Origin of the sequence: Novosphingobium clariflavum (genome assembly GCF_026420865.1) — a bacterium.
Taxonomy (GTDB): Bacteria; Pseudomonadota; Alphaproteobacteria; order Sphingomonadales; family Sphingomonadaceae; genus Novosphingobium; species Novosphingobium clariflavum.
The window spans coordinates 63742-88750 of record NZ_JAPCWC010000011.1 but is presented as its reverse complement, the minus strand read 5'-3'; the positions used below and the strand labels follow the sequence as shown (position 1 = coordinate 88750).

The 25009-nt window shown below is 65.6% G+C and carries 32 protein-coding genes; 4 read left to right on the top strand and 28 right to left on the bottom strand.

What is annotated here, in order from left to right:
- Positions 1–16 precede the first annotated feature (16 nt).
- The 8 genes from OKA11_RS14950 to OKA11_RS14915 all read right to left on the bottom strand — a co-directional run bounded on the left by OKA11_RS14950 (position 17) and on the right by OKA11_RS14915 (position 6351).
- On the bottom strand, positions 17–1012 hold the full coding sequence (locus tag OKA11_RS14950) for a contractile injection system protein, VgrG/Pvc8 family (protein WP_267221689.1): 996 nt from the start codon (positions 1010–1012) through the stop codon (positions 17–19).
- Complete coding sequence (locus tag OKA11_RS14945; protein WP_267221686.1) at positions 1012–1416, bottom strand: phage tail protein; 405 nt, start codon at positions 1414–1416, stop codon at positions 1012–1014. The genes OKA11_RS14950 and OKA11_RS14945 overlap by 1 nt, the downstream gene beginning before the upstream one ends.
- Complete coding sequence (locus tag OKA11_RS14940) at positions 1416–3662, bottom strand: phage tail tape measure protein (RefSeq protein ID WP_267221684.1); 2247 nt, start codon at positions 3660–3662, stop codon at positions 1416–1418. Before OKA11_RS14940 ends, OKA11_RS14945 begins: the two co-directional genes overlap by 1 nt.
- The gene (locus OKA11_RS14935; protein ID WP_267221682.1) at positions 3659–3793 is read right to left on the bottom strand and encodes a GpE family phage tail protein; all 135 of its coding nucleotides are present in this window, start codon (positions 3791–3793) and stop codon (positions 3659–3661) included. The genes OKA11_RS14940 and OKA11_RS14935 overlap by 4 nt, the downstream gene beginning before the upstream one ends.
- On the bottom strand, positions 3793–4149 hold the full coding sequence (locus tag OKA11_RS14930; protein WP_267221680.1) for a phage tail assembly protein: 357 nt from the start codon (positions 4147–4149) through the stop codon (positions 3793–3795). Before OKA11_RS14930 ends, OKA11_RS14935 begins: the two co-directional genes overlap by 1 nt.
- A 135-nt stretch (positions 4150–4284) precedes the next feature.
- Positions 4285–4794, bottom strand: coding sequence for a phage major tail tube protein (locus OKA11_RS14925; protein ID WP_267221678.1), 510 nt, complete (start codon positions 4792–4794; stop codon positions 4285–4287).
- A gap of 37 nt (positions 4795–4831) precedes the next feature.
- Positions 4832–5989, bottom strand: a complete 1158-nt coding sequence (locus OKA11_RS14920) for a phage tail sheath subtilisin-like domain-containing protein (protein WP_267221676.1) — start codon at positions 5987–5989, stop codon at positions 4832–4834.
- Positions 5989–6351 carry a GPW/gp25 family protein gene (locus tag OKA11_RS14915; RefSeq protein ID WP_267221674.1) on the bottom strand — a complete coding sequence of 121 codons (363 nt, stop codon included), beginning with the start codon at positions 6349–6351 and terminating at the stop codon, positions 5989–5991. The genes OKA11_RS14920 and OKA11_RS14915 overlap by 1 nt, the downstream gene beginning before the upstream one ends.
- 135 nt (positions 6352–6486) lie before the next feature.
- On the opposite strand from OKA11_RS14915, the gene OKA11_RS14910 reads away from it, so the two are divergent.
- Positions 6487–7035 carry a phage baseplate assembly protein V gene (locus OKA11_RS14910; RefSeq protein ID WP_267221672.1) on the top strand — a complete coding sequence of 183 codons (549 nt, stop codon included), beginning with the start codon at positions 6487–6489 and terminating at the stop codon, positions 7033–7035.
- Positions 7036–7168: 133 nt separating this feature from the next.
- Here the strand turns inward: OKA11_RS14910 and OKA11_RS14905 are convergent, their stop codons facing one another.
- The 19 genes from OKA11_RS14905 to OKA11_RS14815 all read right to left on the bottom strand — a co-directional run bounded on the left by OKA11_RS14905 (position 7169) and on the right by OKA11_RS14815 (position 19725).
- Positions 7169–7786 (bottom strand): hypothetical protein, encoded by a 618-nt coding sequence (locus OKA11_RS14905; RefSeq protein WP_267221669.1) that lies wholly within the window; start codon positions 7784–7786, stop codon positions 7169–7171.
- Positions 7786–8259 carry a lysozyme gene (locus OKA11_RS14900; RefSeq protein WP_267221667.1) on the bottom strand — a complete coding sequence of 158 codons (474 nt, stop codon included), beginning with the start codon at positions 8257–8259 and terminating at the stop codon, positions 7786–7788. Before OKA11_RS14900 ends, OKA11_RS14905 begins: the two co-directional genes overlap by 1 nt.
- Positions 8252–8425 carry a hypothetical protein gene (locus tag OKA11_RS14895; protein ID WP_267221664.1) on the bottom strand — a complete coding sequence of 58 codons (174 nt, stop codon included), beginning with the start codon at positions 8423–8425 and terminating at the stop codon, positions 8252–8254. Before OKA11_RS14895 ends, OKA11_RS14900 begins: the two co-directional genes overlap by 8 nt.
- Positions 8422–8784, bottom strand: a complete 363-nt coding sequence (locus tag OKA11_RS14890; protein WP_267221662.1) for a hypothetical protein — start codon at positions 8782–8784, stop codon at positions 8422–8424. Before OKA11_RS14890 ends, OKA11_RS14895 begins: the two co-directional genes overlap by 4 nt.
- Positions 8781–9116 carry a hypothetical protein gene (locus OKA11_RS14885; RefSeq protein WP_267221661.1) on the bottom strand — a complete coding sequence of 112 codons (336 nt, stop codon included), beginning with the start codon at positions 9114–9116 and terminating at the stop codon, positions 8781–8783. Before OKA11_RS14885 ends, OKA11_RS14890 begins: the two co-directional genes overlap by 4 nt.
- A gap of 40 nt (positions 9117–9156) precedes the next feature.
- Positions 9157–11367 (bottom strand): hypothetical protein, encoded by a 2211-nt coding sequence (locus OKA11_RS14880; protein WP_267221659.1) that lies wholly within the window; start codon positions 11365–11367, stop codon positions 9157–9159.
- Positions 11368–11403: 36 nt separating this feature from the next.
- A complete protein-coding gene (locus OKA11_RS14875) occupies positions 11404–12435 on the bottom strand; it encodes a gp53-like domain-containing protein (protein ID WP_267221658.1) in 1032 nt (343 codons plus the stop codon).
- Positions 12435–13064, bottom strand: a complete 630-nt coding sequence (locus tag OKA11_RS14870) for a phage tail protein I (protein WP_267221656.1) — start codon at positions 13062–13064, stop codon at positions 12435–12437. Before OKA11_RS14870 ends, OKA11_RS14875 begins: the two co-directional genes overlap by 1 nt.
- Positions 13061–14056, bottom strand: coding sequence for a baseplate assembly protein (locus tag OKA11_RS14865; RefSeq protein ID WP_267221654.1), 996 nt, complete (start codon positions 14054–14056; stop codon positions 13061–13063). Before OKA11_RS14865 ends, OKA11_RS14870 begins: the two co-directional genes overlap by 4 nt.
- Before the next feature lie 139 nt (positions 14057–14195).
- Positions 14196–14468 (bottom strand): BrnA antitoxin family protein, encoded by a 273-nt coding sequence (locus OKA11_RS14860; RefSeq protein ID WP_267221652.1) that lies wholly within the window; start codon positions 14466–14468, stop codon positions 14196–14198.
- Positions 14465–14710 carry a BrnT family toxin gene (locus tag OKA11_RS14855; protein WP_267221651.1) on the bottom strand — a complete coding sequence of 82 codons (246 nt, stop codon included), beginning with the start codon at positions 14708–14710 and terminating at the stop codon, positions 14465–14467. Before OKA11_RS14855 ends, OKA11_RS14860 begins: the two co-directional genes overlap by 4 nt.
- Before the next feature lie 59 nt (positions 14711–14769).
- A complete protein-coding gene (locus OKA11_RS14850; RefSeq protein WP_267221649.1) occupies positions 14770–15249 on the bottom strand; it encodes a phage virion morphogenesis protein in 480 nt (159 codons plus the stop codon).
- Between the two features lie 4 nt (positions 15250–15253).
- The gene (locus OKA11_RS14845; RefSeq protein ID WP_267221647.1) at positions 15254–15742 is read right to left on the bottom strand and encodes a phage tail protein; all 489 of its coding nucleotides are present in this window, start codon (positions 15740–15742) and stop codon (positions 15254–15256) included.
- Positions 15743–15745: 3 nt separating this feature from the next.
- Positions 15746–15967 carry a tail protein X gene (locus OKA11_RS14840; protein ID WP_379489357.1) on the bottom strand — a complete coding sequence of 74 codons (222 nt, stop codon included), beginning with the start codon at positions 15965–15967 and terminating at the stop codon, positions 15746–15748.
- Positions 15958–16176, bottom strand: a complete 219-nt coding sequence (locus OKA11_RS14835) for a hypothetical protein (protein ID WP_267221645.1) — start codon at positions 16174–16176, stop codon at positions 15958–15960. Before OKA11_RS14835 ends, OKA11_RS14840 begins: the two co-directional genes overlap by 10 nt.
- On the bottom strand, positions 16176–16670 hold the full coding sequence (locus OKA11_RS14830; RefSeq protein ID WP_267221644.1) for a head completion/stabilization protein: 495 nt from the start codon (positions 16668–16670) through the stop codon (positions 16176–16178). The genes OKA11_RS14835 and OKA11_RS14830 overlap by 1 nt, the downstream gene beginning before the upstream one ends.
- Positions 16671–16789: 119 nt before the next feature.
- Positions 16790–17548: a phage terminase small subunit gene (gpM, locus tag OKA11_RS14825; protein WP_267221642.1), complete on the bottom strand. Its 759-nt coding sequence runs from the start codon at positions 17546–17548 to the stop codon at positions 16790–16792.
- A 163-nt stretch (positions 17549–17711) separates the two neighbouring features.
- Positions 17712–18833 (bottom strand): P2 family phage major capsid protein, encoded by a 1122-nt coding sequence (locus OKA11_RS14820; RefSeq protein ID WP_267221640.1) that lies wholly within the window; start codon positions 18831–18833, stop codon positions 17712–17714.
- Positions 18834–18882: 49 nt separating this feature from the next.
- Positions 18883–19725: a GPO family capsid scaffolding protein gene (locus tag OKA11_RS14815; protein ID WP_267221639.1), complete on the bottom strand. Its 843-nt coding sequence runs from the start codon at positions 19723–19725 to the stop codon at positions 18883–18885.
- A 180-nt stretch (positions 19726–19905) separates the two neighbouring features.
- Here OKA11_RS14815 and OKA11_RS14810 point away from each other — a divergent pair, with 180 nt between their 5' ends.
- The 3 genes from OKA11_RS14810 to OKA11_RS14800 all read left to right on the top strand — a co-directional run bounded on the left by OKA11_RS14810 (position 19906) and on the right by OKA11_RS14800 (position 23883).
- Complete coding sequence (locus OKA11_RS14810; RefSeq protein WP_267221637.1) at positions 19906–21840, top strand: terminase large subunit domain-containing protein; 1935 nt, start codon at positions 19906–19908, stop codon at positions 21838–21840.
- A gap of 11 nt (positions 21841–21851) precedes the next feature.
- Positions 21852–22928 carry a phage portal protein gene (locus tag OKA11_RS14805; RefSeq protein WP_267221635.1) on the top strand — a complete coding sequence of 359 codons (1077 nt, stop codon included), beginning with the start codon at positions 21852–21854 and terminating at the stop codon, positions 22926–22928.
- Positions 22929–23070: 142 nt separating this feature from the next.
- Entirely contained in the window at positions 23071–23883 is an 813-nt protein-coding gene (locus tag OKA11_RS14800) for a DNA adenine methylase (RefSeq protein WP_267221633.1), read from the top strand.
- Between the two features lie 820 nt (positions 23884–24703).
- Here the strand turns inward: OKA11_RS14800 and OKA11_RS14795 are convergent.
- Positions 24704–24889 carry a hypothetical protein gene (locus OKA11_RS14795; RefSeq protein WP_267221631.1) on the bottom strand — a complete coding sequence of 62 codons (186 nt, stop codon included), beginning with the start codon at positions 24887–24889 and terminating at the stop codon, positions 24704–24706.
- Positions 24890–25009: the final 120 nt, after the last annotated feature.

The window sequence follows — 25009 nt, the reverse complement described above, 5'->3', positions numbered from 1 at the left end:
ACTTGACGTACCCACCTTAAGCGCTCTCCAGCGATATCCGCTGCCTGATCCCCTTGTCATCCGACGTGGTGTCGATCGAGGATAGCAGCCAATTGATCCCGTCGATGGTCGTGTTCCAGCCCGACAGCTTCACCTGCTGATTGGGCTGGAGCGCGGTATCCGCAAAGGCCAGATCGTATTCGAACTGGTAGCCGCCGCGCTTGCGTTTGGCCGCTTCGGCCTTGGCCGCCTGTTTCGCATCGGCTTCGCTGGCATAGGAGCGTTTGAGGCGCTTGCGCCTGGTGCCGCCGGTCGAAGTGGTCTTTTTCTTCCCGCTGTCCTGGTCATGCCATGATGCCTCCGCGCCATCGTACTCGTCGCGCTGGGCGCGGGTGAAGCGCCAGGACCATCCGTCCCGCTTGGTGAGGGTCTTCGCGGCCAGCGTTTTCCCGCCCGCCGTGGTGGCGCTGCCCACGGGCATGAAGATCAGCTTGCGGTCCTTCCACGTCGCGACGGCATCGTACCGGCTGCCCAAATCCTTGACCAAGAGCATGTCGCTCTTGCCGTGCTGATCGAGCGCGGCGATCGGCTTGCTGGCGAGATCGGGATGGACCTGCGCGCTGACGCCGTGGCGGCTTGCGATCTCGCCCAGGACCGCGCCGACGGTGGTGTCCTTCCACGATTGCGTGCGGCGCTTGCGATAATTGCCGTTGAGGTCTGCCGATCGGGCCGTGAGGCGGATCACGTCCGGCGGTCCGGAGGCTTCCACTTCGTCCACGGTGAACCGGCCCTTTTCCACCAGGCCGATCGTCACGTCCGTGCCCGAGGCCCAGCCCAGCGCCAGCGTGATGACCTTGCCCGGTGCCGGCAGCGCCATCTTGCCATCGGCGTTGTGCAACGTGAGCGTCAGTTCATCCGCACTGCCGTCGCGCTTTTCCGACAGGGACAGCTCGATGAAGCGCGGGTCGATCTTGTCGGCAAGGTCTACGCCGTCCAGCGTGAGGCGCACCGCCGAGATATTGGCATCCGCCATCAGTCCACCCGCGTGAGTTCGAGCGAGAAATCGATGGCGCGGGGGATGCCGCCGGCCAGAACCATGCGATGGTCCCGATTGAGCCTGTCGATACGGTAGTGCCCCAGCACGAGGCCGGTGCCATCGATCAGCGGCCAGTTGCCGCCGGTGTCCGCCATCTCCACCAGGCTTTCCAGCGCGCCGTAGCTGCCGGCGATTTCCGGCACGAGTAGACCGGCCAGCGTGATCACGTCCTCGCCCGGGCCGGTGAACTGGCTGGCAGGGCGCGCCATGTGGCGATCGCTGCCTTCATGCCGCCACCCCTGCGAGCGCTGGAATTCCGAATAGGCGGCCGTGTCCATGCCGAAGACGAACATGCCCAGCGAGAGCAGCTTGGCGGGGGAAAGGATGGGGGCGGAAGCCATCAGCGGTCCTCGTAGCGGCTGCGGCCCTGCTGGGCCTGCGCGCGCTGCAGCTCGCGGCCGACTTCGCGCGCCAGTTCCTGCACGTTCATGCCCGGCGCGGCGTTGATGTGAATCGTGATCGGGGCGGCGCCGGCACCGCCCGCGGCACCTTGGGCCGGGCGCGCGGCGGCGGCCATGGGGGTGAGCGAGATCGCGCCGGCAGCGGCAACGCCCGTGGCCATGCGGCGCACGGCGCGCGTGGGTCCGTGGCGGCTCTTGTCGATGCCTTTCTCAAGCCCGGCCGACAGATGGCCGCCCATTGTCATGAACAGGCGCGACGGGGACTTGATGCCGAAATACTGCTTGAAGGCGGTGACGCCGTTCTTCGCCAATTCCACCAGCTTCCACGCCAGCGCCATCGGGTTGATCGCCATGAGCAGGCCCTGCATCATCATGCTGCCGATGGACTTGAGCCAATCCGGCAGTCCCTGCAGGGACGATTTCACCCAAGCCACGCCCTTCATGAACGCGCCGCTGATCTGGCCCCAGTGCGTGTAAACGAGGTACGCGGCACCCGCGAGCGCAGCGACGATCAGGGTGATGACCAGGACGATCGGGTTGGCCATCATCATCATGCCTGCGCGCATCACGCCCTGGGCAAGGAACATGGCCGCCACGCGCAACATGCCGAAAGCACGCACGGCAAGACCAGCGCTCTTGATGGCGACATTGGCGAACCGGCCCAGCAACGCCCCAGCGCGCGATGCGCCGTCCACCTTGCGGAAAAAGGGGATGATCTTGGCAAACGGCCCCAGCAGCCCGCCCAGCGCGAACTGCGCGGCGCCGAGGCCGACACGGAAGGCGACCAGGCTGGTCAGCACCGTCGTAATGCCGGAGGCGAGCTGCGGGTGAGCTTTCGACCAGGCGCGCACCGAATTCGCGATCGAGACGATCCGCGTGGACGCGGCCATGACCGTGGGCAGCAGCTGCTGACCCAGCGTGATGTTGAGCGCCTTCAAGGCGTTCATGGCAAGGCCGGTAGCGCCCTCGGTCGTGGCGATGCGGGCCATGTATTCGGCCTGCATGGACCCGGCATATTGCGCCTGATCGCCGACCAGCTTGAGGTTCGTCTGCAGCTTGCCGAGGTTGGTGAGCATCGGCGCGATGGCGCCCACCGATTCGGAGCCAAACAGGTTCGTCAGAATACCCGCCTGCTGGGCCTTGGGCACCTTGGCGAGCCGCTGCAGCACGTCCGTGATCGCGCCGCCGGCATCCTTCTGCATGCGTTCGGCAAGGTCCGTGGCCTTGAGCCCCAGCGCATCGAGCGCGGTGGTCTGGCTCTTGGTGGCAGATTCGCCCTTGGTCAGCGCCAGCATCATGTTCTTGATGCCGGTGGCGGCAACTTCCTCTTCCACGCCCACGCTGTTGAGCAGCTGGGCCATGGCGGCCACCTGCGGCGCGGTGACGCCTGCTACTTCGCCCAGCGCGCCGATGCGGGTGACGATGCCGGACACGTCGGTGGCGTTACCGCCATAGGCGTTGGTGAGCGCGTTGATCTGGTCTGCCAGGCGCGTCACATCCGTCTGCCCCATGGAGAAGGCAGTGCGCCACTTCGCCATCATGCTGCCAGCTTCATCGCCGGTGATGTCGAAGGCAACGCCCATCTTGGCCGCGTCTTGCGCGAAACCGAGCAGTTCCTTGCGGGGAATGTTGGCGCGGCCGGCGGCGGCGACGATGGCCGCGATGCCCTCGGCCGACATCGGGATCTGGGTACTGAGGTTCAGCACATCGTCGGACATCTGGGCGAAGGCTTTGGGCGTCGGGAAGTTCACGACCTTGCGCACATCGGCCATGGCGCTTTCGAAGGTCATGGCCTGCTTGGTGGCCATGACCAGGGGCAGTGACATCGCCGCGCCCGCGATCACGTTGTCCCTGCCCTTGTTCTTCCATTCCTGCGCCTTGCCCAGCATCGCCATGCGATCGGCATTGATCACGGCGAGGCGGCGCTGATTGCGCAATTGCTCGTTGGTGCCGGCGATCTGGCGTTCCAGCGTGCGCTCCCGGATCGTGAGTTCGGTGATGTTTCCGGTGGCGCTGCCCAGTTCGCGGCGAACCTTGGCGAGTTCGCGCTCGAGCTTCTTGGATTCGCCCGTCAGCGAGCGGATCGATTTGGAGCCCTTGTTGCCCAGACCGACGATGTTGCGCAGGGCACCGGACATCTTGTCCACGCCGAGGAAGTTCACGATCAGGGAAAGCTTGTTGCTCATTCCTCGGCTTCCTTGCCCTGCATCTGGTTCCAGATCCGCACGGCGCGATCACGCCAATCGAACAGTTCTTCTATCGAGAGGGCATCAAGTTCGCTGAGCGGCCAGTGAAAGACGGCTGCGATCTCACCCATCAGGTCTTCGGGGAGTGTTCCGCGAGCATCGCGTCGACCGCCATCCGCTCCATCTTCGTGATAAAAAAACCACGGATGACGCCGGCCAGCTCGGCAAAGTCCTCCGAAGTCAGGTTGTCCGCCTCTTCCGGCGTCAGCGAGGGTTCGGAGACACGCGGGATCAAACGGAGCATCGCCGCGACGTCCGTGGTCAAGATGTCCTGCATGCTGGTGCCGCGCAGCTCGCCCGCCTTGGGCTTGCGGATGTTGAGGCTTTCGATGGTCCTGGGACCGCGCACGATCGGCTCAACCAGGACAACCCGTTCGAAGTGGTTCTTCGGTGCGGTGACGGCGGAAATTTCGGGCTGCTCGGCCATGTGCGGGGCTCCTGCGTTGCGGTGGATCGGGCGGGGCAATCAGGGCCGGAGAGGGGGAAAGAGATTACCGGTCCTCCCCGGCCCACCACCGTGACGGCGCCCCGCAAAAGGACCGCCCGGTGGATCTCGAATGGATCAGCCGTTGAGGATGGCCATGATCTCGGCGTAGCGGTCGAAACCATCGACCAGGAACACGCCGTTCAGCATGTCGATTTCCACCTCGACCACGCCGTCGACGTCGCGGCGGTAGTAGACCGAGGGCAAGGTGTACTTGTGTTCGGTGGCGTCACCGGCCTTGGCCTTGCCCTCGTCGATCTCGGTGAAGCGGCCGCCAAGGTAGATTTCGACGGCCTGCGCGGCGGTGCCATCGTCCGCCCGGTAGCTTCCCACCAGGCGCAGCTGCACGCCGTCGATCGCGGTGGTGCCGAACTTGCGGATCAACGCGGCGACGTGGCCGGCCATCGTCATGGTCGCTTCCAGAGGCTCAAGCCCCATGTCGAGCTTGACGGTGCCGAGCATGCCGCCGGCCCGATGGTCTTCGGTGGCGATGGCCAGCTTGGGCTGTTCGAATTCAGACACGATGCCGAGGTATCCCTCGCCATCGACGAAGGCGTTCATGTTGATGAGCTTGCGCGGCAGGCCCATGGCCGGATCCTTTCAGAAAGAGGGGATGGGCTCGGGCTCAGACCAGCTGGTCGGCGAAGTCCGAGTAGTAATAGTCGGTGATCTGCAGATCGATGGTGGGGTTCTCCATCGGTGCGCAGGGGGTGTAGCGGAACGTGAAGTTGGGCCTGCCTGCGGCGAGCATGGCGGACGTGTTCTTGCTGCGATCGAACAGGAACTTGCAGCCCACGACCTTGCCAGCGGAGACCAGCGCGCGGCCGGCGGCGTTCATCTTTTCCAGCAGGTTCTTGATCATGCCCACGGTCATGGGCTTGTCCACGAAGGGCTGGATGGTGGTGGCGATCAGGTCCTGCAGGGCGAAGCTGGTGCGCACGGCGCTTTCGAAGGCGAAGTCCGGCTGATCATCGCCTGCCGTGGTGCGGTTGCCCCAGGGGCGATAGCCGTCCGTGCGAACGAACGTGGTCACCGGGGCATCGTTCAGAACGCCGGCATCGGTGGACGAATCCAGCAGATCGAAGTGGACGTCCTTCGTGATCGCCAGCACGCCGTCCATCGCCACGTTCGAAATCGTCTTGTGCCACCCGATCTCTTCGTCGATCCGGGCACGCAGGCCGAGAACGCGGGCGACGGCATCGCCGGTCCAGTCGTTGGTGTCCGGCCAGAACAGCATCAGCTCTCGCGCCGAGAAATTGTCGCGATAGGTGACGGCGGCGGCCACGGTATCGCCGATCGCGCGGGCATAGGCCATGCCGCGCAGGTTCCTGGCCACAATCGCCAGTTCCGTGGTGACCGCCTGCGTATCGAGCCCCGGTGCACCAAGGATGCGCGGGGCGACCCCGAGCAGCGCCTTGGCGGCCAGCAGGGCCTGCATGCCGGTCTTCTGCCCGGTGGCGGTGGTGGTGCCGATCACGTTGGCGTCGGTTTCCGCCTGGTCCGCGCCCTCTTCGACGCGGACGACGACGACGATCGGGCTTGACTGATCGCCGATGGCTTCCAGCGCCTTTTTCAGCGTGCCGAGGCTTCCCGCCTTGCCCGCCGCGATATCGACGCTGGTGACCAGGACCGGCGTGTCGAGCGGGAAGGCGGCATCGATATCGGCGGCAACGTCCCCGGCGCCGGCCATGCTGGTGGCGATCAGGCCGATCACCGCCATGCTGGCGGGCGAAGCCGAGACGGTGCTGTCGGACGATTCGGTAATGGTCAGGCCGTGGGTCATCAGGGCTTCCTCAAATTCGCGATGGGGATGGAAAGGGTGACCTTCGAATTCGGCCCGGCCACATCAGTGCGCTTGCCCGAGATCGAGATCGTCAGATTGCCCGCCGCAAAGGTGCCCGAAACGCCGACCTTGCTGATGGCGATGCGGGGTTCCCACTGGCGCAGAGCGACGGCCGTGGCCGCGCGCAGCAGCATGACCGTGGCGGCGTTGATGGGGCGGTCGATCAGGTCGAACAGCATCGAGCCGAAGTCACGGCGCATGGTGCGCGTGCCCAGCGGCGTGCCAAGGATCTTGCCGATGGACTGCTCGAGATGAGCCGTGCCGTCGAGCGCTTTCCCGGTGGTGTCGTTCATCCCGATCATGGGAGCGACCAAGCCCTCTCGCGGGCGCGAATTCCAGAGTGTGGCGGGGTAGAGGGCGGCGTTACCTGACGCCCGGCGCGCCTGGCCCTGCAGGCCGGTTTAGGCAGGTTCGAAACCACCTTCGAAAGCGCACCGATGACCCCGCAGGAAGACATCCCCGCCGACGTTTCCGAGCTGATCCGCCTTGGCACGATCGCCAGCGTCACCTTCAGCCCGCCCCGCTGCACGGTGGCCTATGGCGACGATGAGGATGGAGAGGCGCAAACGCCGCCTATCCGGTGGCTGATGCCGCGTGCCGGCGATACGCAGCACTGGTCGCCGCCCACGGTGGGCGAGCAGGTGGTGCTGCTGGTGCCGGACGGGCAGATCGCGGCGGCCGTGGCGCTGCTGGGTCTTGTCCAGGACGACTTCCCGCCGGCGGGCGACGGGCTGACCGAAGTGCTGAGGTTCAAGGACGGGGCCCAGATCTCTTACGATCCGGAAGCGCATGCGCTGTCAGCGACCTTGCCCGATGGCGGAACCGCCGAAATCATCGCACCGGGTGGGCTGACCATTCGGGGCGACGTGACCGTGCAAGGCAAGGTGACCGTTAGCGAGGATGTGGTGGCGGACGGGATCAGCCTGAAGAGCCACAAGCACACGGGCGTGGCGGCAGGTTCGGCGCAGAGTGGCGGGCCGGTCTGAATGCAAAGGCCGCCCTTGCGAGGCGGCCTTTTCTTGAGAGGCTGGCTTGGCTGGGGGATTATCCAAGCCGTTTGGATCGCTTGCTTCTGCGGGCAGTTGCACGATGAACGACGAATTGCCGGACTTGTTCCTTCTACGGCGCCGGCGCGCCGATTTTTGCCGAGAGGCGCTCCACGGCGAGGATCAGCGCATCGAGCTGGGCCGCCTGCTCGGCCGCGATCAGCCGTTCGGTGGGGCTGAGGCATTCTCCAGCGGCGCCAGCCAATCGTATGTCGGCCGCACCAGCAGTTCCGCCGGGGGCAGCGGGTAGGCCGGGCACTGCGACATTTCCGGTCGCACCGCCAGCGGCGCTTCCGGGCTGGGCGTTCCCGAGCAGGCGCTGATAGCGAGCACGCAGATCGGCCAAGCGCTGCGCATAGTCCTTCGAAGCGGCATCGTTGATCTCCTGCTGACGCGCCTTCTCGCGCGTGATCCGTTCGGCATCAAGCCGGGCCGCCGCTGCCTGGGCCGCCCGGTAATCGTCCTTGGTCTTGCGATGGGCCGCGATCTCGGTGGCGGTGGCGGCATTGGCGGCGGCCAGCGCGGCGCGCGCCGTGTCCCGCTGCTGGAGGGCGTCCTGCCTGCCGCTCCAGAGCCACCAGACGAGCGCGGCAGCGGCGAGGTATGGCAAGAGGCGCGAGTGCTTCCTGATCGCGCCCCACGCCCAGGGCAGCACCTTTTTGGCGACGCCCACGATGGCAAGCACTTCCATCACTTGGCCCCGTAAAGCGCAGCCTCGTCGGCGCGGCGCTTCCTCAGGCCATCCATGACCTTCCCGTCGTTGTAGATCCACTTGCCGAACTGCGCCTGCGCATCGGCGAACCTGCCCGCCTTGTGCAGCTTGCCCAGCGTCGAAGAAGCAATGGCCCCGGTGTTGTAGTGGAACGAGACCAGCGCATCGAACTGGTTCGGGGTGGTGGGCGCAGCGGCGATGAACCGCGCCACCTCGTTGACGAAGCGCGCAATGTCCCGGTCGAACCGGGCATCGCACTGCGCCTGCGTCCAGATCGTGCCCCTGGCGATGTCCGGCCCGGTGGAGCCCCAACCGATGGTCCACGGCTTGCCGTCCTTGCTGCCGGGATCGGGATAGGCATCGAAGCGGCCATCGGCGCGCCTGCGGGCGCAGCCCTCCCATTTGTGGATCAGCGCGGTGCCGGCGGCGCCGAGCGTGCGGGCATCAGTCATGACGGGTTTCCTTTCGGTGGGAGAGGTAGTCGAGCGGATGGGTGGCCGGGCAGCGCGCCTGCGGGTCGATGTCGACGATGCGCCGGTGCAGGCGGGACGCGCGCCAGTAGGCAAAGCCCGAGATGCCGGCGAACAGCACCACCAGGGCGATGAGCACCCCGGTCACGGTGCTTCGTCCGGCAGCGGCGCCTCGGCCATGCCCATCCGCTTGCGCACCAGCGTCTGCAGGGCGTCGAGGAAGAAGGCGAAGCCCAGCGCGCCCAGCACCATGGAGAGCAGCACCACGCCCTCCACCGGCCATTCCCGGAGGCGGCCGATCAGGACCGAGATCAGCGCGAAGGCCGGCAGCGCCGCGAATTCCGAGATCATGAGCCACCGGCGCTTACGCTCCCACAGGACCAGCGCGGCGGCATCCTCCGGCGGCGTGCTGGCGATGCCGAAGAGCAGCCAGGCGATGCGCGCACCGCACATCGCCGCCGCGCCGAACAGCGACAGCAGGAACAGGAGCAGGTCTTCCAGCTTCATTCCGCCACCTCGCCGCCCTCAAGGTCACTGGGCGCGGTGCTGGCGGGGGTATCGACCGCGTAGCCAAGATCGGTGGCGAGCTGGCCGGGCGAGATGCCCAGCGCCGTCGCCGTGCTTTCATCGCAGCCGAGGCGTTCGGCGACGAACGGCAGCAGGGTGTGATAGTCCTCCACCAGCGCGCGCGCCTCGGCGACCACGGCCAGGAGCGCCGCCGTTTCTCCGGGCCCCACGTCCCAGCTGCGGACGACGTCCCCGGCCGCCAGCCTGTCCCGGAATTGCAGGCTTCCTTCGGGCAGCAGCACCACGTCGAACCCGTTTTCACTTACGGCCATTGGCTGGCTCCTTGCGATCTCTGGAAAATGGAAGGGGCCATCAGCCGACCCCGATGACTTGCATGCGCGCATTGAGCGCGCCGACGGGGGTGAAGGTGATCGTGACCCGGTTGGTGTCGGCGTCGTAGCTGATCGCCTGGGCGGCGACGTTGGCCGCGTTGAGCGCGCCGCTGACCACGGTGAGGCGGTAGTACGAGTTGCCGACCGCCACATAATCGATACCGGCCGTGCCGGTGGGCACCGAATAGGTGACGTCGCCCGAGATCGTGACGTCCGCCCGCTTGGAATAGTCCGATTGCCGCGTGGCCAGCCAGGTGCAGCGAAGGACGCGGCTTGGCTTGAGGATGACGGCGAGCGTTTCGTCCGCCGCGATCACGGTGGATTCGCTCCCCGAGATGCCCGCTGCGCCTTCGGCATAAACGCCGCCTTCGAGGTCCATCTGGTAGGTCTTGCCGGACAGGACGAGCGTCGGCGGCTCGGCCGCCTTCACACCGTCCAGCAGGTTGCCTCGGATGCGGCGCTGGGCGGCGGTCAGCTTGGTGTAGTTGAACGGCGCGGTGATCGCGGCGCCGCGCTTCCACATGTGGACGCCTTCGATCTCGGCAATATCGAGGTTCGGCGCGGCGTCGTTGAACAGGAAGACGTTCTTCGCATCCGGCGCATCGGCGCAGACACCCTCGATCGTGAGGTCGCGAACCCTGAGGTAACCCGCCAGCGAGCCCACGGTGGTGATGAACTGGCCGCCGATGTTGGCAAAGCGGCCGCCCCGGATCTGGATGTTCTTGCCGCCCAGCGCAAACGCGCGCGGGTGATAGCTGGAACTGACACGAAGGTCCTGCATGTCGATGTTCAGCGCATCGAGCCCGATGGCGTAATCGTCGAACGTCACGCCCGCGCGGATGCCCGCGCCGCAACCGCGGATCTTGGGCGCCATCAGCACGATATCCTCGACCGTGTTGGTCAGCACTTCGCCGCTGGGGGTGGTGAGCGAGCCCGAGCGCCCGTTGCAGTGGATCGCGCCCTGGGAGATGCCCGTGCGCGACACCGCGTTCTTGACGGTGCCGCCGATCACGCCGCAATTGCGCACGCCGTAAGTGCCGTAGGAGCTTTCGGACGAGAAATAGATGCCTGCGCATTCGGTCTCGTCGATGTCCGGCTGCATGAACCAGACGTCGCGGCCGCCGACCACGGTCATGCCGCGCATCTTGCCCTGGCGAATGCGGGCGCCGTAGACGCGGATATTCTCGCACAGTTCGCTGCCGCCATAAGTGACGACCGCAAAGCCATCGTCCCCGGGGCGGATGGCGGTGTGCCCGTAGACCGATCCGTCGCGCGTGCCGTTGGTGCAGTGGAAGGCATCGGCCCTGGTATCCATCACCAGCGTGCCGCGCGTTTCGAAGCGCTGCACGTTGTCGAGCGCGATCCCGGCATTGGCGCCGCTGTCGATGATGATGTTTTCCAGCAGCAGGTCGGTGGCGTCACGGACAAGCACGCCGATGGCGTTGTAGGCGCTGGTGCGGCCGGTGACGCCCAGCGACGACTTGCGCAGGTTGCGCAGGATCGGCCGCGCCCCGGTCAGCTGGATGCGCGCCCGCGCCGGATCGAGCGCCTGGAAGTTGCAGCCCTGCCCGTCGAACTCGACCCCATCGAACGCCAGCATGTCGCCGTGCTTGTAGATCGCGTGCGGCTCGGCCACGAGGTTGAGCATGTCCTCGCTGGCGATGGTCAGCGCATTCATCAGCGCGGTCTGCTGGTCGGCGGTGCTGGCGTAGTTCACGCCCATCTGCTTGAGGGTGTAGCGCTTGCGCGGCAGGGCATCCTGCACGCTGCTGCCATCGGGCAGGCCGATCAGCGCGGCGCCCTTCACCGGATCGGACGAGCGCAGGGCGGCGGCGGTGTTCTCGGAATAGAGCAGGTCCGATCCGCTGGCGGTGCGCTGGCGCACTTCGGCGGTGCCTGCCGCGCTGAGCACCAGCTTGAAGAAGGTGCCCGCCGTCACGGCAGCTTCGGCCGTCGCCAGGGCAACGTCGACGAAGATGTTCTCGGGCTTTACCAGGTCGGTGATCTGGTCCCGCGTGAGTTCGGCCGCGAACGATGCCGCCTCGGCCGCATCGACGAAGGGCTGCGCGGCCGGGGCGATGAAATCGCCGACCGGGGCCGCCATCGTGGTGCCCGCGCGGACAACCGGCAGCAGTTCGGTGCCGTCCGCTTCGCCGGGCGCGATGCGGGGGAGTGCGGAAATCTTCGCCATGTCAGGCAGCGTCCTTGTTGCGGGGCCTTGCGGGCATCACCAGCCCACCGCGATGAAGCAGGTGACGTCGTTGGAATCGTCGGCGCTGAAGACGGAAAAGCCGGTCTTGGTGATGGTGGAGGCGACGACGACGGGCGGGTTGTCCTTGGAGTCCATGCCGCCGGAGACACCGCCGCTGGCCACCACGGAAAAGCAGGCCGTGGGGAACGCCTGCACAAAGACCACGGCCGTGTTGTCGTTCGCGGTGGCCGAGAAGCGGCCCCAGACCATCTGGAACCCGAAGAAGCGGATGAAGCCGTTCTGCGCGAGTGCCATGGTAATCGGGCCGAGGCGGCGCGGGGTGACGACCTTGTCGGCAGCGGTGCCCGCCGTGATCTCGGCGGCGCTCGCCTCGGTGACGGTGATCGTGCGGTCAGCCGACAGGTCCCCGCCGCCGGTAGCGAGGCCGCCCGCACTGATCTTGCGGGCGGTCAGCGCGGCGATGGAGGCGGTGAGCACGCTCACCGAGGCCGTGATGGCCCCGTTGAACGCGGCGGCCATGGCGGCAAGGCGATTGCCCAGCGTGAGCGGTGTGACGATGCTCTGGCCCTCGGCGCCCTCGTCCACCTCGCCCTGCGTGGCCAGGCGGGCGATGCCGCGCGTTTCCTCGGTCGCGGGCGGCCAGACGAAGTTCGTATCGCCAAAGCTGATGTTGGCCACGAGGTCGGCGTTGATCGCAATATCGAAGGCCATCAGCGCAAAGGCGAGGCCTGCCTTGCTCAGCACGGTTTCCTCGCCGCTATAGGCCCCGAACAGCGTGCCATCGTCGAGGAACAGGCCGAAGCCGGTCGCGTCCCATACTTCGGCCGACTGGTCGTAGGCGGTCAGGTGGATGACGTTGGGCGCCGGGGCCACGCCGGACAGGATCGCGATCTGCTTGAACTGGCCCGGCAGCGCGGTGAGCGTGGGCGCCGGGACAAAGGGCGTGTTGGTGAGGCCCAGCGTGGCGATCACCGTCTTGCTGGTGCCCGACGCGGCGCGCACGGCGGCAAGCCCCGCGTCCGTCAGCGAAAGGACGAAGTCTGCCATCAATTGGTCTCCAGAAAATCGGCGGCCTCGCCATTGGCGATGGGCTCGCCGTCCTCGGTCTGCAGGAGGATCGACCAGTCGCGGCTGTCATCGCGCGCGGCGGCATAGTCGGCGCGCAGCGCGGTGCCGCTCTTGCCGCCCGCCGCCACGAACATGCCGGACGTGAGGCCGATGTTCTGGACGAAGTCGAAATGGTCACGCAGCGACTTGGCGGCCGCCACGTCGCGGATGATCGCCTCGGCCCGGTCCTGCGTGAGAAAGCTGGCCGGGATCTCGGCAGCGGGCGCGCGGACTTCGAAGGTGAAGGGGCTGCGCCGGGGATTGGCCTCGTGCCAGACGACCACATCCAGCGCGCCGTGATGGCGAGCCAGCACCTCTTCCACAGCGGCGCGGGTGCCCTTGATCTTGTGGAAGGCGGTGGCGTCCGCGACCGCCTGGCGCTTCTCGGCCTCGCTCCACGCCGTGTCCCAGTGGCTGATCGAGAGTTCGGAGGCGAGAACCGGCAGCACTTCGGCCGGGCACGTCCAGGGATTGCGCAGGGTGGGCACGCTGGACAGGTCGATCCGCGCGAGCATCGCGTCTTCAAGCGCGCGCTCCGCGGTCGTGGCGTTGGGGGGCAGAATGCTCACAGCTCGGTCCCCGCGACGGTGACCGAGATCGAGGTGGGCTGCGGGAACTGGAACCAGTCGATCGGGATATCCGCAGGCGGCGAGATCAGTTTGACCCGCTGGACATTGCCCACATGCAGCGCGGCCGTGTGCGCAGAACAGGCAACATCACGGCCCAGCTTGCGGTTGGCGGCAAGGAAGGTGTCGAGGCTGTCCTTTGCCGTCGTCAGGATGAGGTCCGCATCAGGACCGGCGAAGGGGTAGATCTCCGCGACGATGTCGTACCCGACAGGCTGTGCCGCCTGCACAGTGACGAAGTCCGTCATCGGCCGCACGCCCTGCAGGGCGGCATCGACCACTTCCAGAACATTGCCGGGTGGAACGCCGGTACCGCTGACGGACTGGACGGCAACCTGAATAGCGCCGGGCCACGCAGCCGTTTCCAGCATGGCCGTCATCGCCGCGACCAGCTCGGCCGAGGCGGCATGGTCGGCAAGCACGGCCAGCACTTTGGCTTTGATGTCATCGGGCTGCGGAGAGTAGGCCACTGCATCGGCGACATCGCCATGTGCCGAGCGGGCGTGAAACTTGTAGGCCAGGTCAGGGCCAGCGACCGAGAAGGCGTGCCGCGAAAGCTGGATGCGCTGGCGGTACGCGGCGTCCTTTTCCATGACGGCATCGGCCGTCGCGGTGGCGGCGGTTACGACAAGGCGAGGCACATCGTTGAGCGCGCCCAGGACATCGAGATTATCGCCCTCGGCATAAGGCAGCAGCAGCCCGTTTGCCTTGTCGTTGAAGTCCTGCGCGCTGACCTGTTCGTCGTAGCTGTCCGCCTCCAGCAGAACCATTGCCGGATCGCTTTCGAGCAGGGCGTCGAACTGGCCTTCGGTGAGTTCGACGAAGCGGGCCTGCTTGGCGGCGAGGCGCGTCTCGAAATCCGGCTGCTCTACCAGCACCGGAGGGGGAAGCGCCGAAAGGTCGACGGCGGGGGATGAGGCGATTGATCCGACCATGCCCCACGGCATGGGGCACAATCACGCGCGCGCGGTAGCGTGTGCGGGGGTAGAGGGAGGCGTTACCTTGCGGCCCGGCCGAGACAACATGCGCCGGCAGGCTTACGGACCGGGGCTCTCCCGATCACCGCGTGAAAACTCAGTGCTTGGCGACCAGGTCGCGCAGGGCGTCATCGATGCGCGATTGCCAGCCCGGGCCGCCCTTCTTGAAGAAGTCCACGACCTCGGGCGAGAGCCGGATCGTGGTGCTGACCTTCTTCGGCGCCTTCTGCGCGCCGCGTACGCGCATGGTCTTTGCCAGATGCGGGAACGCTTCGGCGAAAGGCACGGCGCTACGGATCTGCTCTTCGGTCAGTTCCGGGTTGTCGCTGACCGCGTCGATATCGGCTTGGGTGATCTTAGGTTCGCTCATTCCAGAGCCCTCCGTTCCTTCTTGTTCGCCGGGCGGGCGGAAATGATCGAGACGCCTTCGGTGCCCAGCACCGCGAAGATCACCACGATCACGCCGTTCATCTCGCCGATGGCGAAGTGGCGGCCTGCCTTGGCTTCACCGACCACCGCAGTGGCGAAGAATTCCTCGCGGATATCGGCGAAGTCAATGCCGTGCTTGGCAAGGTTCGCGATGCGCTTCGGTTCGTCCCAAACGATGATCATGGTTTTTTGTAGTTACGATTTGAGTTACCGTCAAGCGAATATCGTAACTACAATTTGCGTTAGGCATCCGGTTCGATCAGGGATGCGGCGACTTCCAGCGCAATGCGTTCGTCATCGGGGCCGAAGCCCAGCAGGCGGCGGACAGGGTAGCGGGCACGGATCGGGGAGTGGTTCGGGCGGTAGCCGATCGTTGTGGTTTCGCCGAACTGGCTGACCGATGCGACCCGGTCGACGTTGCCGGATGCGGGCCGGATCTCGACGCCTTCCGCGTCCGCGTCGATCTTCCAGTTTCTCAGGCGGCGCAGGCCCTTGAACATCTTGCCCGTCTGGCGCCTGCGAAGACGGCCGCGCTTGTCCTTGCGGGGCTTGCGCGGCTCCATGGGACGGCCATCCGGCTCCACGTTTTCGGCAATGCGCTTCATGTTCGCGCGGCGCAGGGCCTGCCCCAGCTTGTGGGAGCCGCGCCGCATCTGTGCTGGTTCCAGCCCTGACAGGATGCGGCCAAACCACTCGTTGAACTGGTTCAGGTCTTCGGCCACGGGCTCAATCGTCCCACGGCGGCAGGTCTTCGGTCGCGTCGAAGCCGGTCAGCACCGGGGGCGGTTCCATGCCGGTAATGCTGAGCAGGTCTGTGAAGAGCGGATCGGGCTCGCCGCGATAGTCCAGCGCAACGCTGCCATCGGCGTTGGGAGTGGCGACCACCACCTGATCAAGCTGGAGCTGGATCAGAACGTCGGCCGTCTGGTTGTCCAGGATATCCGCGTCGAAGGTGAAACCCTCGGCATTGGGCACCATCAGTTCCGGTTGATTGGTGCGCAGCCACATGAACACGGCCAGCGCGAGGACGGCAAGATCGGTGGCCATCTCCACGACCAGGACATTGAGCTGGAAAGCAAAGCACATGCCGCGGTTCTCGGTCAGCGTGGATTTCACCGTGCCGCGTTCGATCCAGATGCGGATGCGGTCAGTATCGCGCTTCAGTTCGGGCAGCGCGCCATAGATGGCATCGCGCAGGGTTTCGATCTTGCGCATGGGTCAGTCCCAGAGCTTCACGGTTTCGAGGATGGCGGGCGCGGCGGTGGCGACATCGGGCAATTGGACCACGGTGCCCACTGGCAGGCGTGTGCCGAGCGCGGCTAGGCCTGGGTTGAGCGCCAGCACCTGTTCGGTAACGCCGCGCGTGCGGCCCAGCTCGCGCCAGCAGATGGCGTCCACGGTGTCACCGTCGAGTGCGGTGGCGGTGGTGGTCACGTCCACCTGCTCAGAAATTCGAGCAAGCCCTTCTCGATCGCGTAACCGTCGCTACCATCCGGTGCGTTCTCGGGCCCCAGATTGATTTGCTTGCCGTTCCGCATGGAGATGCAGAGGGCAGGCCCCCCAATCGCGAGATCGGCAACCCACCAGTGTGAGATTTCCTCGGTTACGACCGCCGTCGAGCCGACGCGGAAGATTCGCATGGTCTGCATCAGATCAGCTCCACCCGGTTGCGCGGCACCGGCTTGTCGGCGCCGATGCTACGGAGGTCCGCGACGGCGGCGAGCGCCAGCGCGCGCTGATCGTCGGCGGCGGTGTCCTTCTCGGCCGCGCGGTCGAGGCCATCGTCGGTGGCCGATATGTCGCGGTACTGGTCGAAGAGTTCGGCCCCGGCGAAGTAGCGCACCACGCGCTCCCACAGGACCACGGCGATGTTGCGCCCGTTGATCGTGTCGGTGGTGACAACGTCCAGCGAGGCGGCCCCCTCGGCGGCGCGGGCGCTGCGCCAGTCGGACAATTCGCGGAAGGCGTGCAGCATCCCGCCTTCGATTGCGGCGGTAAGCCGGGGCTCGGGCACGGTGCCGTCGCCAATGCGGATCACATCGCGCACGGCCGCGAGCTTGACCGGGGGGAACCAGCCATCGGCCACGACCTGTGCGTCGGGCGCATCGGCTTCGGGGGCGGGATAGGCGATCAGGCCGGTCATGAGCGATCCTTTGATATGGGCGAGAACGGTTTTCGGGGGGTGGGGACGGTTTGGATCGGCATGGCCGCAAGCGGATCCCGATCAGACCGTCCGCCCCCCGAGCGCCGTGGGGCGGTCCGTTATTCGGCGGGGGTATCGGCGGGCTCCAGCTTCCTGAGCTGGGCGTCGAGGCGCTTGATATCGGTTTTCACGCCGACGCCCGGATCCAGCACGCGGGCACGGTTGAGATGGACGAGCGCTTCCGTGACGAAAGCCGCCTTGCCGCCGGCGGGGGCGTTATCGGCGGCCGGATCGAGATCCTCGGCCTTTCGGTCGTAGGCGCGGCCGATGGCCTTGTGCAGCTTGGCCTTGGCCTGGTCGGGCATGTCGGCGCCGTCCACGAGTGCCAAGAGCTGCAAAAGCTGCTCAAGCGAGACGAGTTCGTGTTGCTCCAGCGCGGTCTCCGCGATGTTTTCGGCGAGGAAGCACGCGGGGGTGCGCTTGAAGCGTTCCGGCAGGACGAGGCCGAACTTGACGACGTGGGCACCGATCCGCAGCGCATAATCGTAGTCGTGGTAATCCAGCGCCCAGATCATGTTGGTCACGAGGATTTCGTCCTGCGCGGCCAGCCCCTGTTCGCCGGCAGCGAGGACGCCTTCGATCCAGTCCGCGAACGTCTTGGCGAACTCGGCCTTCATCGGGTTGCGCGCTTCGACCGAATCGATGTCATGCATCGTGCGGATGTTGTCGTGCAGCACGACGCGCAAGGTCGCGTATTCGAGACCGGCCTCGGTGTCCGGCTTGGGTTCGGCAGGGGCGGCGCGGTGGCTGACGTGATTGGGGCCCGCGCTCTTGAGGCCACGGACCATCTGCTGATGGCGACGGAAGGGGCTGACCATGCGGGGCTCTCCTATGATCTGGGGAAATGGCCGCATATCCGGCGGCGGCCGACCGGGGCAGGCAGGAAGGTGCGAAACCATCTGCCCCGGCCCATGTTCTGGGCTCCTGCGGATGCCGGCCCGGATGCCAGCATTCCGCCATCAATGCCCTCTCCGGGTGGTATTACGGGCGGTCGCCGAAGGTGATGTTCTCGGCTATCACGGCGAAGTCGGTGTCTTCGATCACGTAGCCTTCGTTGACCGAGTTGTAGTCGACCAGGGCCGCCATGTTTTCCGGTTCGTCCTTGATGTACCGGCGGCGCGATTCCTCCTGGTAGTACATCGACAGGTTCGAGCTGTTCTCCGCATTGGGCTTGCCCAGCGGGGTGATCAGCATCGTGCCTTCGGGGAAGAAAGGCGCGATGGCCGCCGGGCGGCCGCCGATCTGCTTGGACGACATGACGATGTCGGAAACGGTCTGGTCGCTGGTGGACTTGCCGCCGTCGATCGTCTCCGCAAGCGGGCGGTTGACCATCGGGAAGTACTTCTCGTCCACCAGATCCTGGCTGACGATGACGACGTGGTCGGTCGACTGGCGCGCGTAGCTCGGCATGCCCGCGATCAGGTCATAGGCGAGCGCGTCGATGTTCTTGTAGTCGCCGTCCGCCGTGTCCGAGTTCTTGCCGATGTAGATCGGCTTGGCCGCGCCGGTCGCGGTGGTCGCCTCGCCGACGGTCACGGTTTCGCGGCCCATGACGTGGCTGGCCTTTTCGAGGCGCAGCTTCTGCAGCCACCCGATGTTGAGGTCTTCGCCCAGCGGGTTCGCATCGGGATCGGAATCCGTCGCCGCTTCGACGCCGTTCCAACCGACCATGATGCGGGTGAGGCCGATGGAAGTGGCGACGTGCTTGGCATAGCGCTGGGCGAAATCGGGGAACTTCGACCAGGCGTCGATGACTTCCCACGGCAGGTACGTGTCGAACAGCGTGCTGTAGAGCTTGTATTCGCGGTCCTGCAGGTTGCCCACGTAGGCGGCCTTGCGCGGCAGGTTCGGACGCGAAATGCGGCGGCCGACCATGTTGTGGGTGCCGAGGCCGAGAACTTCGCCGATCAGATCGCGGCGCGGCATGATGTTGATGCGCGACAGGAAGCCGACGCTTTCGCGCTGCAGATCCTCGAGGCGCTGTTCGCTGGTGGGCGAAAGGGAGAACTGACGGCTGATGTTGGTGACGCCGTTGGCCTGCCCGATGGCATTGAAAAGGCCGTCCAGGCGCTCGCGGCCGCGATCGGAGAGAGTGTAACCCATGGTCTATGGTCCTGTTTGAAAAATGCGGGGCGGCGGTGGATGGATCGGCTCAGAAGACGCCGGCGAAATCGCCAGCGCCACCGTCACTCGCGGGGCGGCGGGTGAAGCTCTTGGACGGGGTTTCGTCCTGCACCTTCTCGACCTTGCTCAGCTTCACGCCGATCGCGTCGACCTCGGTGCGCAGTTCGGTGCGCAGGGCGCCGATCTCGTCCGAGAAGGACTTGCCGAGTTCGGCGAACAGCGGCTTGAACTGGCTGAAATCGAACGCGGCCGGTGCGGCGGGCTCGGCTTCCTTGGGCGGGGTGGCCTCGGTCTTCGCCGGGGTGAACTTGGCCGAGAAGCTATCGAGCATGGCGCCGAACTTGGTCAGGAAGCTGTCGCCGGTGGCGGTGGCGCTGCCGCCTTCGTCGGCGAACTCGATGACGGCGGCGGTGTCGCGCGAATAGACCTCGGTGCCGGGCAGCTGGCGGTTGAACTGCAGGCGTTCGGTGGCGATCGAGGCGGGGCTGTCGGTGAGCGCGCAGCCCATCAGGTAGGCGAAGCCCTTTCCCGCGAAGTTGGGCTCGATCTCGATCGAGGGATAGACCTTCTGGCCGGCATCGTTGAGCGCCTTGGCGTCCTCGTTGATGTCGAACACGCCGTAGAGGCCGGTGCGCTTTTCCTTCTTTCCGTTGAAATCGACCTCGACCTCGGCCGTGGAAAGTTCGGTCACGTCGCCGAATGCGCGGAACGGGGCCTGCCCGGTGGCACCGCGGATATGCTCGATGTTGAGCCGCGCGCCGTAGGTCTTCGGATTGTAGCTTTCGGCCATTTCGGTGAGCAGCTTGGGCTCGATGTTGCGGCCGTCCACGGTCGGGCCGGAAGTGGCGAGAAGGAAGGCTTTGGTCTTCATGGTTCGGGCTCCGCGTTCGGTCCTGCTCTGGGCGATTACGGCGCCCTGGGATTTGGTGTGCGTTCGATGAGGACTTGAAGCCCGACCGCCTGCCTTCTCGCAACGCGCGGGCGCGGTGATGCCGCGCTCTACCCGCGCAACCCATGCCCGAGCGGGGCGGTGCCGGTGCATGGCATGGTCATGCCCAATGCCCGCCCTGCCAAAAGCGCGAAGAACGCCGCGACGGTTAGCCGTCAGGTGGGGCGTGCCCTGCGCCGGGAAGCACGCTCGCTATTCTGGCGCGGATGGCAACTGACCCAGATCGAGGAGGAGCTGGGGGTCAATTACAACACGCTGGCGAGCTGGTCGCGCCGGGATGGGTGGGAAACCCATCCGGCGGTGGACATCATCGACGACCGGATCGAGGTGAAGGTCGCCAACCTGCTCGACAAGGAACCCCTGACCGAAGGGGACATGAAGCGCATCGACTTCCTGACGCGCCAGCTCGAGCGGACGGCGCGGATCCGCAAGTACAACGAGACCGGACGGGAGGGCGATCTCAACCCCAAGGTCGGCAATCGGAACAACGACCAGGCCAAGGCCAAGCGCGCGGAGAAGCGCAAGAACTTCCTGACGCTGGAGCAGTGGCAGGCGCTTCTCGACGACTTCCACAAGCGCAATTTCGAATACCAGGAGCTATGGTGGGAGCAGCGGGCCCAGCGCACCCGCAAGATCCGAAAGAGCCGTCAGGTCGGCGCAACGTGGTATTTCGCCCGCGAGGCCCTCGCCAAGGTGGCCGAGGCAGTGCTTGCCGGTGTAGGCCGGGAAGAGCTTTCGCTCGAAGAAGCCCCCCGCAACCAGATCTTCCTGTCCGCGTCCGAGCGGCAGGCCCTCAAGTTCCGGCGCGAGATCGCGGGATGGGTTCGCCGCGTCACCGGGGTGGAACTCAAGGGCAAGATCATCACCCTCGATTTTGCCGGGCAGTACCCGGAAGACGAGGATGGCGACGCCACCGGCCCCACGCTCGATCAGGTCGGGTTCTACTTCCTCTCGACCAATTCGGCGACGGCGCAGGGCGAGAGCGGCGACCTCTACTTCGACGAATACGCATGGGTGCATGGCTTCACGGAATTGAACCGTGTGGCCAGCGGCATGACCACGCACAAGATCTACAAGGAAACGTACTTCTCGACGCCGTCTACCAAGACGCACGCGAGTTACGCCTGGTGGTCTGGCGAGGAGTGGAACGCAGGCCGCGACCGCCGCGCGCAAAAGCCGTTCGACATCAGCCTGAAGAACCTGCGGCGCGGCGCCATCATGCCCGATGGAAGCTGGCAGCAGATCCTGACGATCCACGATGCCTGCAAGATGGGCTTGGCCAAACTGGTCGATGTGGAAATGCAGCGGGCCAAGTACTCGGAGGAGGCATTCCGCAACCTCTACGAGTGCGAGGACGTAGACGATTCCGAGAGCAGCTTCCCGTTCAACCGGATCGCCCCGGCGCGCGTGGACAGTTTCTACAGGTGGCGCGACTTCAAGCCTGCGCTGATCGAGATTCCGGGCGGACGCCCATTTGGCGATCTGCCGGTCTGGATCGGGTACGACCCGAACAAACAGGGCCGCGACGATGCGGCGCTGATCGTGCTCGCGCCGCCCGAACAGGCGGGCAAGGGCAAGTTCCGCGTGCTGGAAAAGCACCGGCTCAACGGGCTCGATTTCTCGGGACAGGCCGAATTCATCAAGAAGGTGGCCCAGCGCTACCGCGTGACGGACATCGCGATCGACACGACCGGCCACGGTCTGGCGGTGTGGGAGATCGTGTCCAAGTGGTTCCCGATGGCGCGCAAGATCGAATATTCGGTCGCCATCAAATCCGCGCTGGTCATGAAGGGCCAGCACATCTTCCGCAATCAGCGCATCGAGTTCGACCACGAGTGGACGGACCTGATGGCCGCGCTGATGGCGATCCGCCCGGCGCTGACCGGGAGCCAAAAGGGCGTCACTTACGTCGCCAAGCGCAATGGCGAGATCGGCCACGCCGACGTCGCATGGGCGCTGCTCAACGCACTTTCCAACGAGCCGCTGGACGTTGCCACTGCCGGTGAAGGCAGCGGCGGGCGCGTGGTCCCCTTCTGACAGGAGTTTTCATGACCGAGACCACCGATATCGTCGCAGTCGATCAGGCCGCAAAGGCCAGCCCGACCGTGACCGCCTTCCGCTTCGGCGATCCCGAGAGCGTGATCGATAGCCGCGAGCTGAGCCAGTATTTCGAAATGTGGCACAACGGCCGCTGGTACGAGCCGCCGCTGCCGATGGGCAAGCTGGCCCAGACCTTCAACATGAGCCCCTATCACCGCAGCGCGATCGCGCTGAAAGTGAACATTCTGGTTGCCCAGCAGACGCCGTCGCGCTGGCTGGTATCCGATGCTTTCGAGCGGTTCGCGCTCGACTTCCTGCAGATGGGCAACGGCTATCTGGAGTTTGTGCCAAACATGGCGGGCGGGCTCGCGCGGGCCGATCATGCCCCGGCGCTGCACACGCGGCCCGGCATCGAGGCGGGCAAGTACTGGTTCGTGAACGGACCGATGGGAGACATCCACGAATTCCAGATCGGCCGCGTCTTCCACCTGCAGCAGCCGGATGTGGCGCAGGAAATCTTCGGGATGCCGGAGTGGCTGTCGGCGCTGCAATCGGGCCTGCTCAACGAGAACGCCACGCTATTCCGCCGGAAATACTACCTCAACGGGGCGCACGCGGGCTTCGTGTTCTACCTGTCCGAGCCGCTGGCCGACACGAAGATGGCGGACGCGATCACCGAACAGCTCAAGAGCGCCAAGGGTCGGGGCAACTTCCGCAACCTGTTCATGCACATTCCGGGCGGAAAGAAGGACGGCGTGCAGATCGTGCCGCTCTCCGACGTGACCGCAAAGGATGAGTTCACCAATATCAAGACCATGAGCCGCGACGACATGCTCGCCGCGCACCGCACGCCCCCGCAGCTTATCGGCATCGTGCCCACGAACAGCAGCGGGTTCGGCAAGGTGAGCGATGCTCGAGATGCCTATTACGAGACCGAGATCGTTCCGATCGCGCGGCGCATGCTGCGCATGAACGACTGGTTCGGCGTGCAGGTGCTGGCCTTCGCCGATTACGTCCTCTCGGATGGCTCGATCATCCGGCAGGTGGGCAACGGTTTTCAGAAGGTGGCCGCCGGCACGCGCTGAGTTTGCCCTGCCGAGAGGCGGGGGACAGGGGCGCGGCAACGCCCAAGTCCGACGAGACATGTTCGTCATGATCCAGATCGGTCCCGCCTCGGGACCATCCCGCCTGCCGACTCGGCAGGCGAACAAATAAGGAACATGATTGATGTTGTCGAATCCCGCGCTCGCGCTTTCCCCCGTGGATCCCGTGCGGCCGCTCGCGCCCTACATCGGCGGCAAGCGCGCGCTGGCAAAGCGCCTGGTCTCGCTGATCAACTCCATCGAGCATCGCACCTATGCCGAGGTGTTCGTGGGCATGGGCGGGGTATTCCTGCGCCGCGACCAGAAGCCCAAGGCCGAGATCATCAACGACTGGTCGGAGGACGTGGCTACGTTCTTCCGCGTGATCCAGCACCATTATCTCGCCTTCCTCGACATGCTGCGCTGGCAAATCACGAGCCGCGCCGGCTTCGAGAAGCTGCTGGCTCTGGAGCCCAGCTCGCTCACCGACATGCAGCGCGCGGCCCGGTTCCTCTATCTCCAACGCCTGGCGTTCGGCGGAAAGGTGCGGGGCAAGTCGTTCGGCGTGATCGTCGATGGCGGGGCGCGGTTCGATGTGACCAAGCTCGCGCCCATGATCGAGGCGGTGCATGAGCGGCTTGCCGGGGTCGTGATCGAGCGCTTGCCCTGGTCGGACTTCATCACCCGCTACGATCGGCCGGGGACGCTCTTCTACCTCGACCCGCCCTACTACGGCAGCGAGGGCGACTATGGCCGCGATCTGTTCGACCGCAGCCAGTTCGAACAGATGGCCGAGCAGCTGCGCGGGGTGCGCGGGCGGTTCATCCTGTCCCTCAACGATCATCCCGAGGTGCGCCGCATCTTCGCAGGCTTCGACTTCCGGGAGGAGGAGCTGGCTTACACGGTGGGCGGCGGGGGCAATGCCAAAGCCGTGCGCGAGGTCATCATTACCAACTGACCGGCACGCGCCGCGTCGGAGCCCAGCAGGGGCCGGGGAGCGATCCTCGTCCCCTTTCGCATGCCCGGTCGCCGCGCCTCAACGTAACAATATTGCGCGACGGCGCAACGGAGGGCGAACGGGGCGAGGAAGCCCCGGCCCAGCGCCCAAACGCCCTCGCCCCCACGCCTCGCTTTCGCCTTCTTCAACGAAAATTGTGCATTTGGCCGCCCCCGCCGTGCAGGCAAGGTCCCCCCCCATCTGTCGCAAGGGCCTAACATTCCTAACCTGCTCGGATTTTGCCTCTGAAAGGCGCGGAAATCTGCCGTTTTTAAGGTTAGGGCGGCGACCTAATCGGACATAATATTTTCCTGCTTCCAACCTTATATCATTGAAAACGAACAGTTTTATGGAGCCCAGATATTACCCTTCATTCATATAATTTCGTTATATCAATATTATAGGTTTATTATGTCGTAACGCTTTGAAAAACATAGATTGTTAGGAATGTTAGGCGGTTGCGGCGCATACCCTACACCCTCAGAGTTCCCACGGTAGGCTGCGGCTTTCGCGCTTGGATTGCAGTCAGCCTCACATGCTGCCGGCAGGACCGGGGCGCTGTGCAGATCTGTGCGCAGGGATGTTTTTGCGGGCACCGCTCCCATGGACGGGCGCCAGACGCGAAAATGCCGCGCTGACCGATGGCCGCGCGGCATTTCGAGGGGGCTAGGTAGTCTGAGTTGCTGGTGCGTGGGAGCGCGTCAGACGCGCGCTCGGAGCCAGTTACGATAAAGGCCGGTTCCCTCTACCCGCTCCAGCCGCCCTTCACGACATCCTGGTTTTACTCCCTCGGCAGGGTCGCGGCAGTGACCACCATGCGCCCGAGGAAAACCGGCTTGTCCGCGCCGACCACGATAGGCTGGCCGGGCGGCGGGAGTGCGGCCTTGTGCTCGAGGCCGGGGGCGATGCCGTAAGCCAGCGAAGAGGATGCGGCGATGGCGGCGGCGGTCTGGAGCAGGCGGAACATCCGGAAAAGCCCTTTGCGAACTGGCGACGTCTTTCCTTGTGAGGGGCAGCTGTCGCAGGGCTATGTTCGGTCCGCATCACTTTGTGTAAAAGTGTCTTCGTCTCGCGACCATGGCGAAAG

Bases quoted from the DNA above. Each gene is read 5' to 3' on its own strand.
- OKA11_RS14845 (WP_267221647.1), bottom strand. From the start codon at position 15,742: ATGCGCAAGATCGAAACCCTGCGCGATGCCATCTATGGCGCGCTGCCC.
- OKA11_RS14920 (WP_267221676.1), bottom strand. From the start codon at position 5,989: ATGACCCACGGCCTGACCATTACCGAATCGTCCGACAGCACCGTCTCG.
- OKA11_RS14830 (WP_267221644.1), bottom strand. From the start codon at position 16,670: ATGACCGGCCTGATCGCCTATCCCGCCCCCGAAGCCGATGCGCCCGAC.
- OKA11_RS14910 (WP_267221672.1), top strand. From the start codon at position 6,487: ATGACCCCGCAGGAAGACATCCCCGCCGACGTTTCCGAGCTGATCCGC.
- gpM (WP_267221642.1), bottom strand. From the start codon at position 17,548: ATGGTCAGCCCCTTCCGTCGCCATCAGCAGATGGTCCGTGGCCTCAAG.
- OKA11_RS14875 (WP_267221658.1), bottom strand. From the start codon at position 12,435: ATGGCAGACTTCGTCCTTTCGCTGACGGACGCGGGGCTTGCCGCCGTG.
- OKA11_RS14810 (WP_267221637.1), top strand. From the start codon at position 19,906: ATGCCCAATGCCCGCCCTGCCAAAAGCGCGAAGAACGCCGCGACGGTT.
- OKA11_RS14935 (WP_267221682.1), bottom strand. From the start codon at position 3,793: ATGGGTGAGATCGCAGCCGTCTTTCACTGGCCGCTCAGCGAACTTGAT.
- OKA11_RS14860 (WP_267221652.1), bottom strand. From the start codon at position 14,468: ATGAGCGAACCTAAGATCACCCAAGCCGATATCGACGCGGTCAGCGAC.
- OKA11_RS14945 (WP_267221686.1), bottom strand. From the start codon at position 1,416: ATGGCTTCCGCCCCCATCCTTTCCCCCGCCAAGCTGCTCTCGCTGGGC.
- OKA11_RS14905 (WP_267221669.1), bottom strand. From the start codon at position 7,786: ATGGAAGTGCTTGCCATCGTGGGCGTCGCCAAAAAGGTGCTGCCCTGG.
- OKA11_RS14865 (WP_267221654.1), bottom strand. From the start codon at position 14,056: ATGGTCGGATCAATCGCCTCATCCCCCGCCGTCGACCTTTCGGCGCTT.
- OKA11_RS14795 (WP_267221631.1), bottom strand. From the start codon at position 24,889: ATGTTCCGCCTGCTCCAGACCGCCGCCGCCATCGCCGCATCCTCTTCG.
- OKA11_RS14820 (WP_267221640.1), bottom strand. From the start codon at position 18,833: ATGGGTTACACTCTCTCCGATCGCGGCCGCGAGCGCCTGGACGGCCTT.
- OKA11_RS14890 (WP_267221662.1), bottom strand. From the start codon at position 8,784: ATGAAGCTGGAAGACCTGCTCCTGTTCCTGCTGTCGCTGTTCGGCGCG.
- OKA11_RS14855 (WP_267221651.1), bottom strand. From the start codon at position 14,710: ATGATCATCGTTTGGGACGAACCGAAGCGCATCGCGAACCTTGCCAAG.
- OKA11_RS14815 (WP_267221639.1), bottom strand. From the start codon at position 19,725: ATGAAGACCAAAGCCTTCCTTCTCGCCACTTCCGGCCCGACCGTGGAC.
- OKA11_RS14835 (WP_267221645.1), bottom strand. From the start codon at position 16,176: ATGCAGACCATGCGAATCTTCCGCGTCGGCTCGACGGCGGTCGTAACC.
- OKA11_RS14930 (WP_267221680.1), bottom strand. From the start codon at position 4,149: ATGGCCGAGCAGCCCGAAATTTCCGCCGTCACCGCACCGAAGAACCAC.
- OKA11_RS14950 (WP_267221689.1), bottom strand. From the start codon at position 1,012: ATGGCGGATGCCAATATCTCGGCGGTGCGCCTCACGCTGGACGGCGTA.
- OKA11_RS14925 (WP_267221678.1), bottom strand. From the start codon at position 4,794: ATGGGCCTGCCGCGCAAGCTCATCAACATGAACGCCTTCGTCGATGGC.
- OKA11_RS14805 (WP_267221635.1), top strand. From the start codon at position 21,852: ATGACCGAGACCACCGATATCGTCGCAGTCGATCAGGCCGCAAAGGCC.
- OKA11_RS14880 (WP_267221659.1), bottom strand. From the start codon at position 11,367: ATGGCGAAGATTTCCGCACTCCCCCGCATCGCGCCCGGCGAAGCGGAC.
- OKA11_RS14940 (WP_267221684.1), bottom strand. From the start codon at position 3,662: ATGAGCAACAAGCTTTCCCTGATCGTGAACTTCCTCGGCGTGGACAAG.
- OKA11_RS14915 (WP_267221674.1), bottom strand. From the start codon at position 6,351: ATGATCGGGATGAACGACACCACCGGGAAAGCGCTCGACGGCACGGCT.
- OKA11_RS14885 (WP_267221661.1), bottom strand. From the start codon at position 9,116: ATGGCCGTAAGTGAAAACGGGTTCGACGTGGTGCTGCTGCCCGAAGGA.
- OKA11_RS14800 (WP_267221633.1), top strand. From the start codon at position 23,071: ATGTTGTCGAATCCCGCGCTCGCGCTTTCCCCCGTGGATCCCGTGCGG.
- OKA11_RS14900 (WP_267221667.1), bottom strand. From the start codon at position 8,259: ATGACTGATGCCCGCACGCTCGGCGCCGCCGGCACCGCGCTGATCCAC.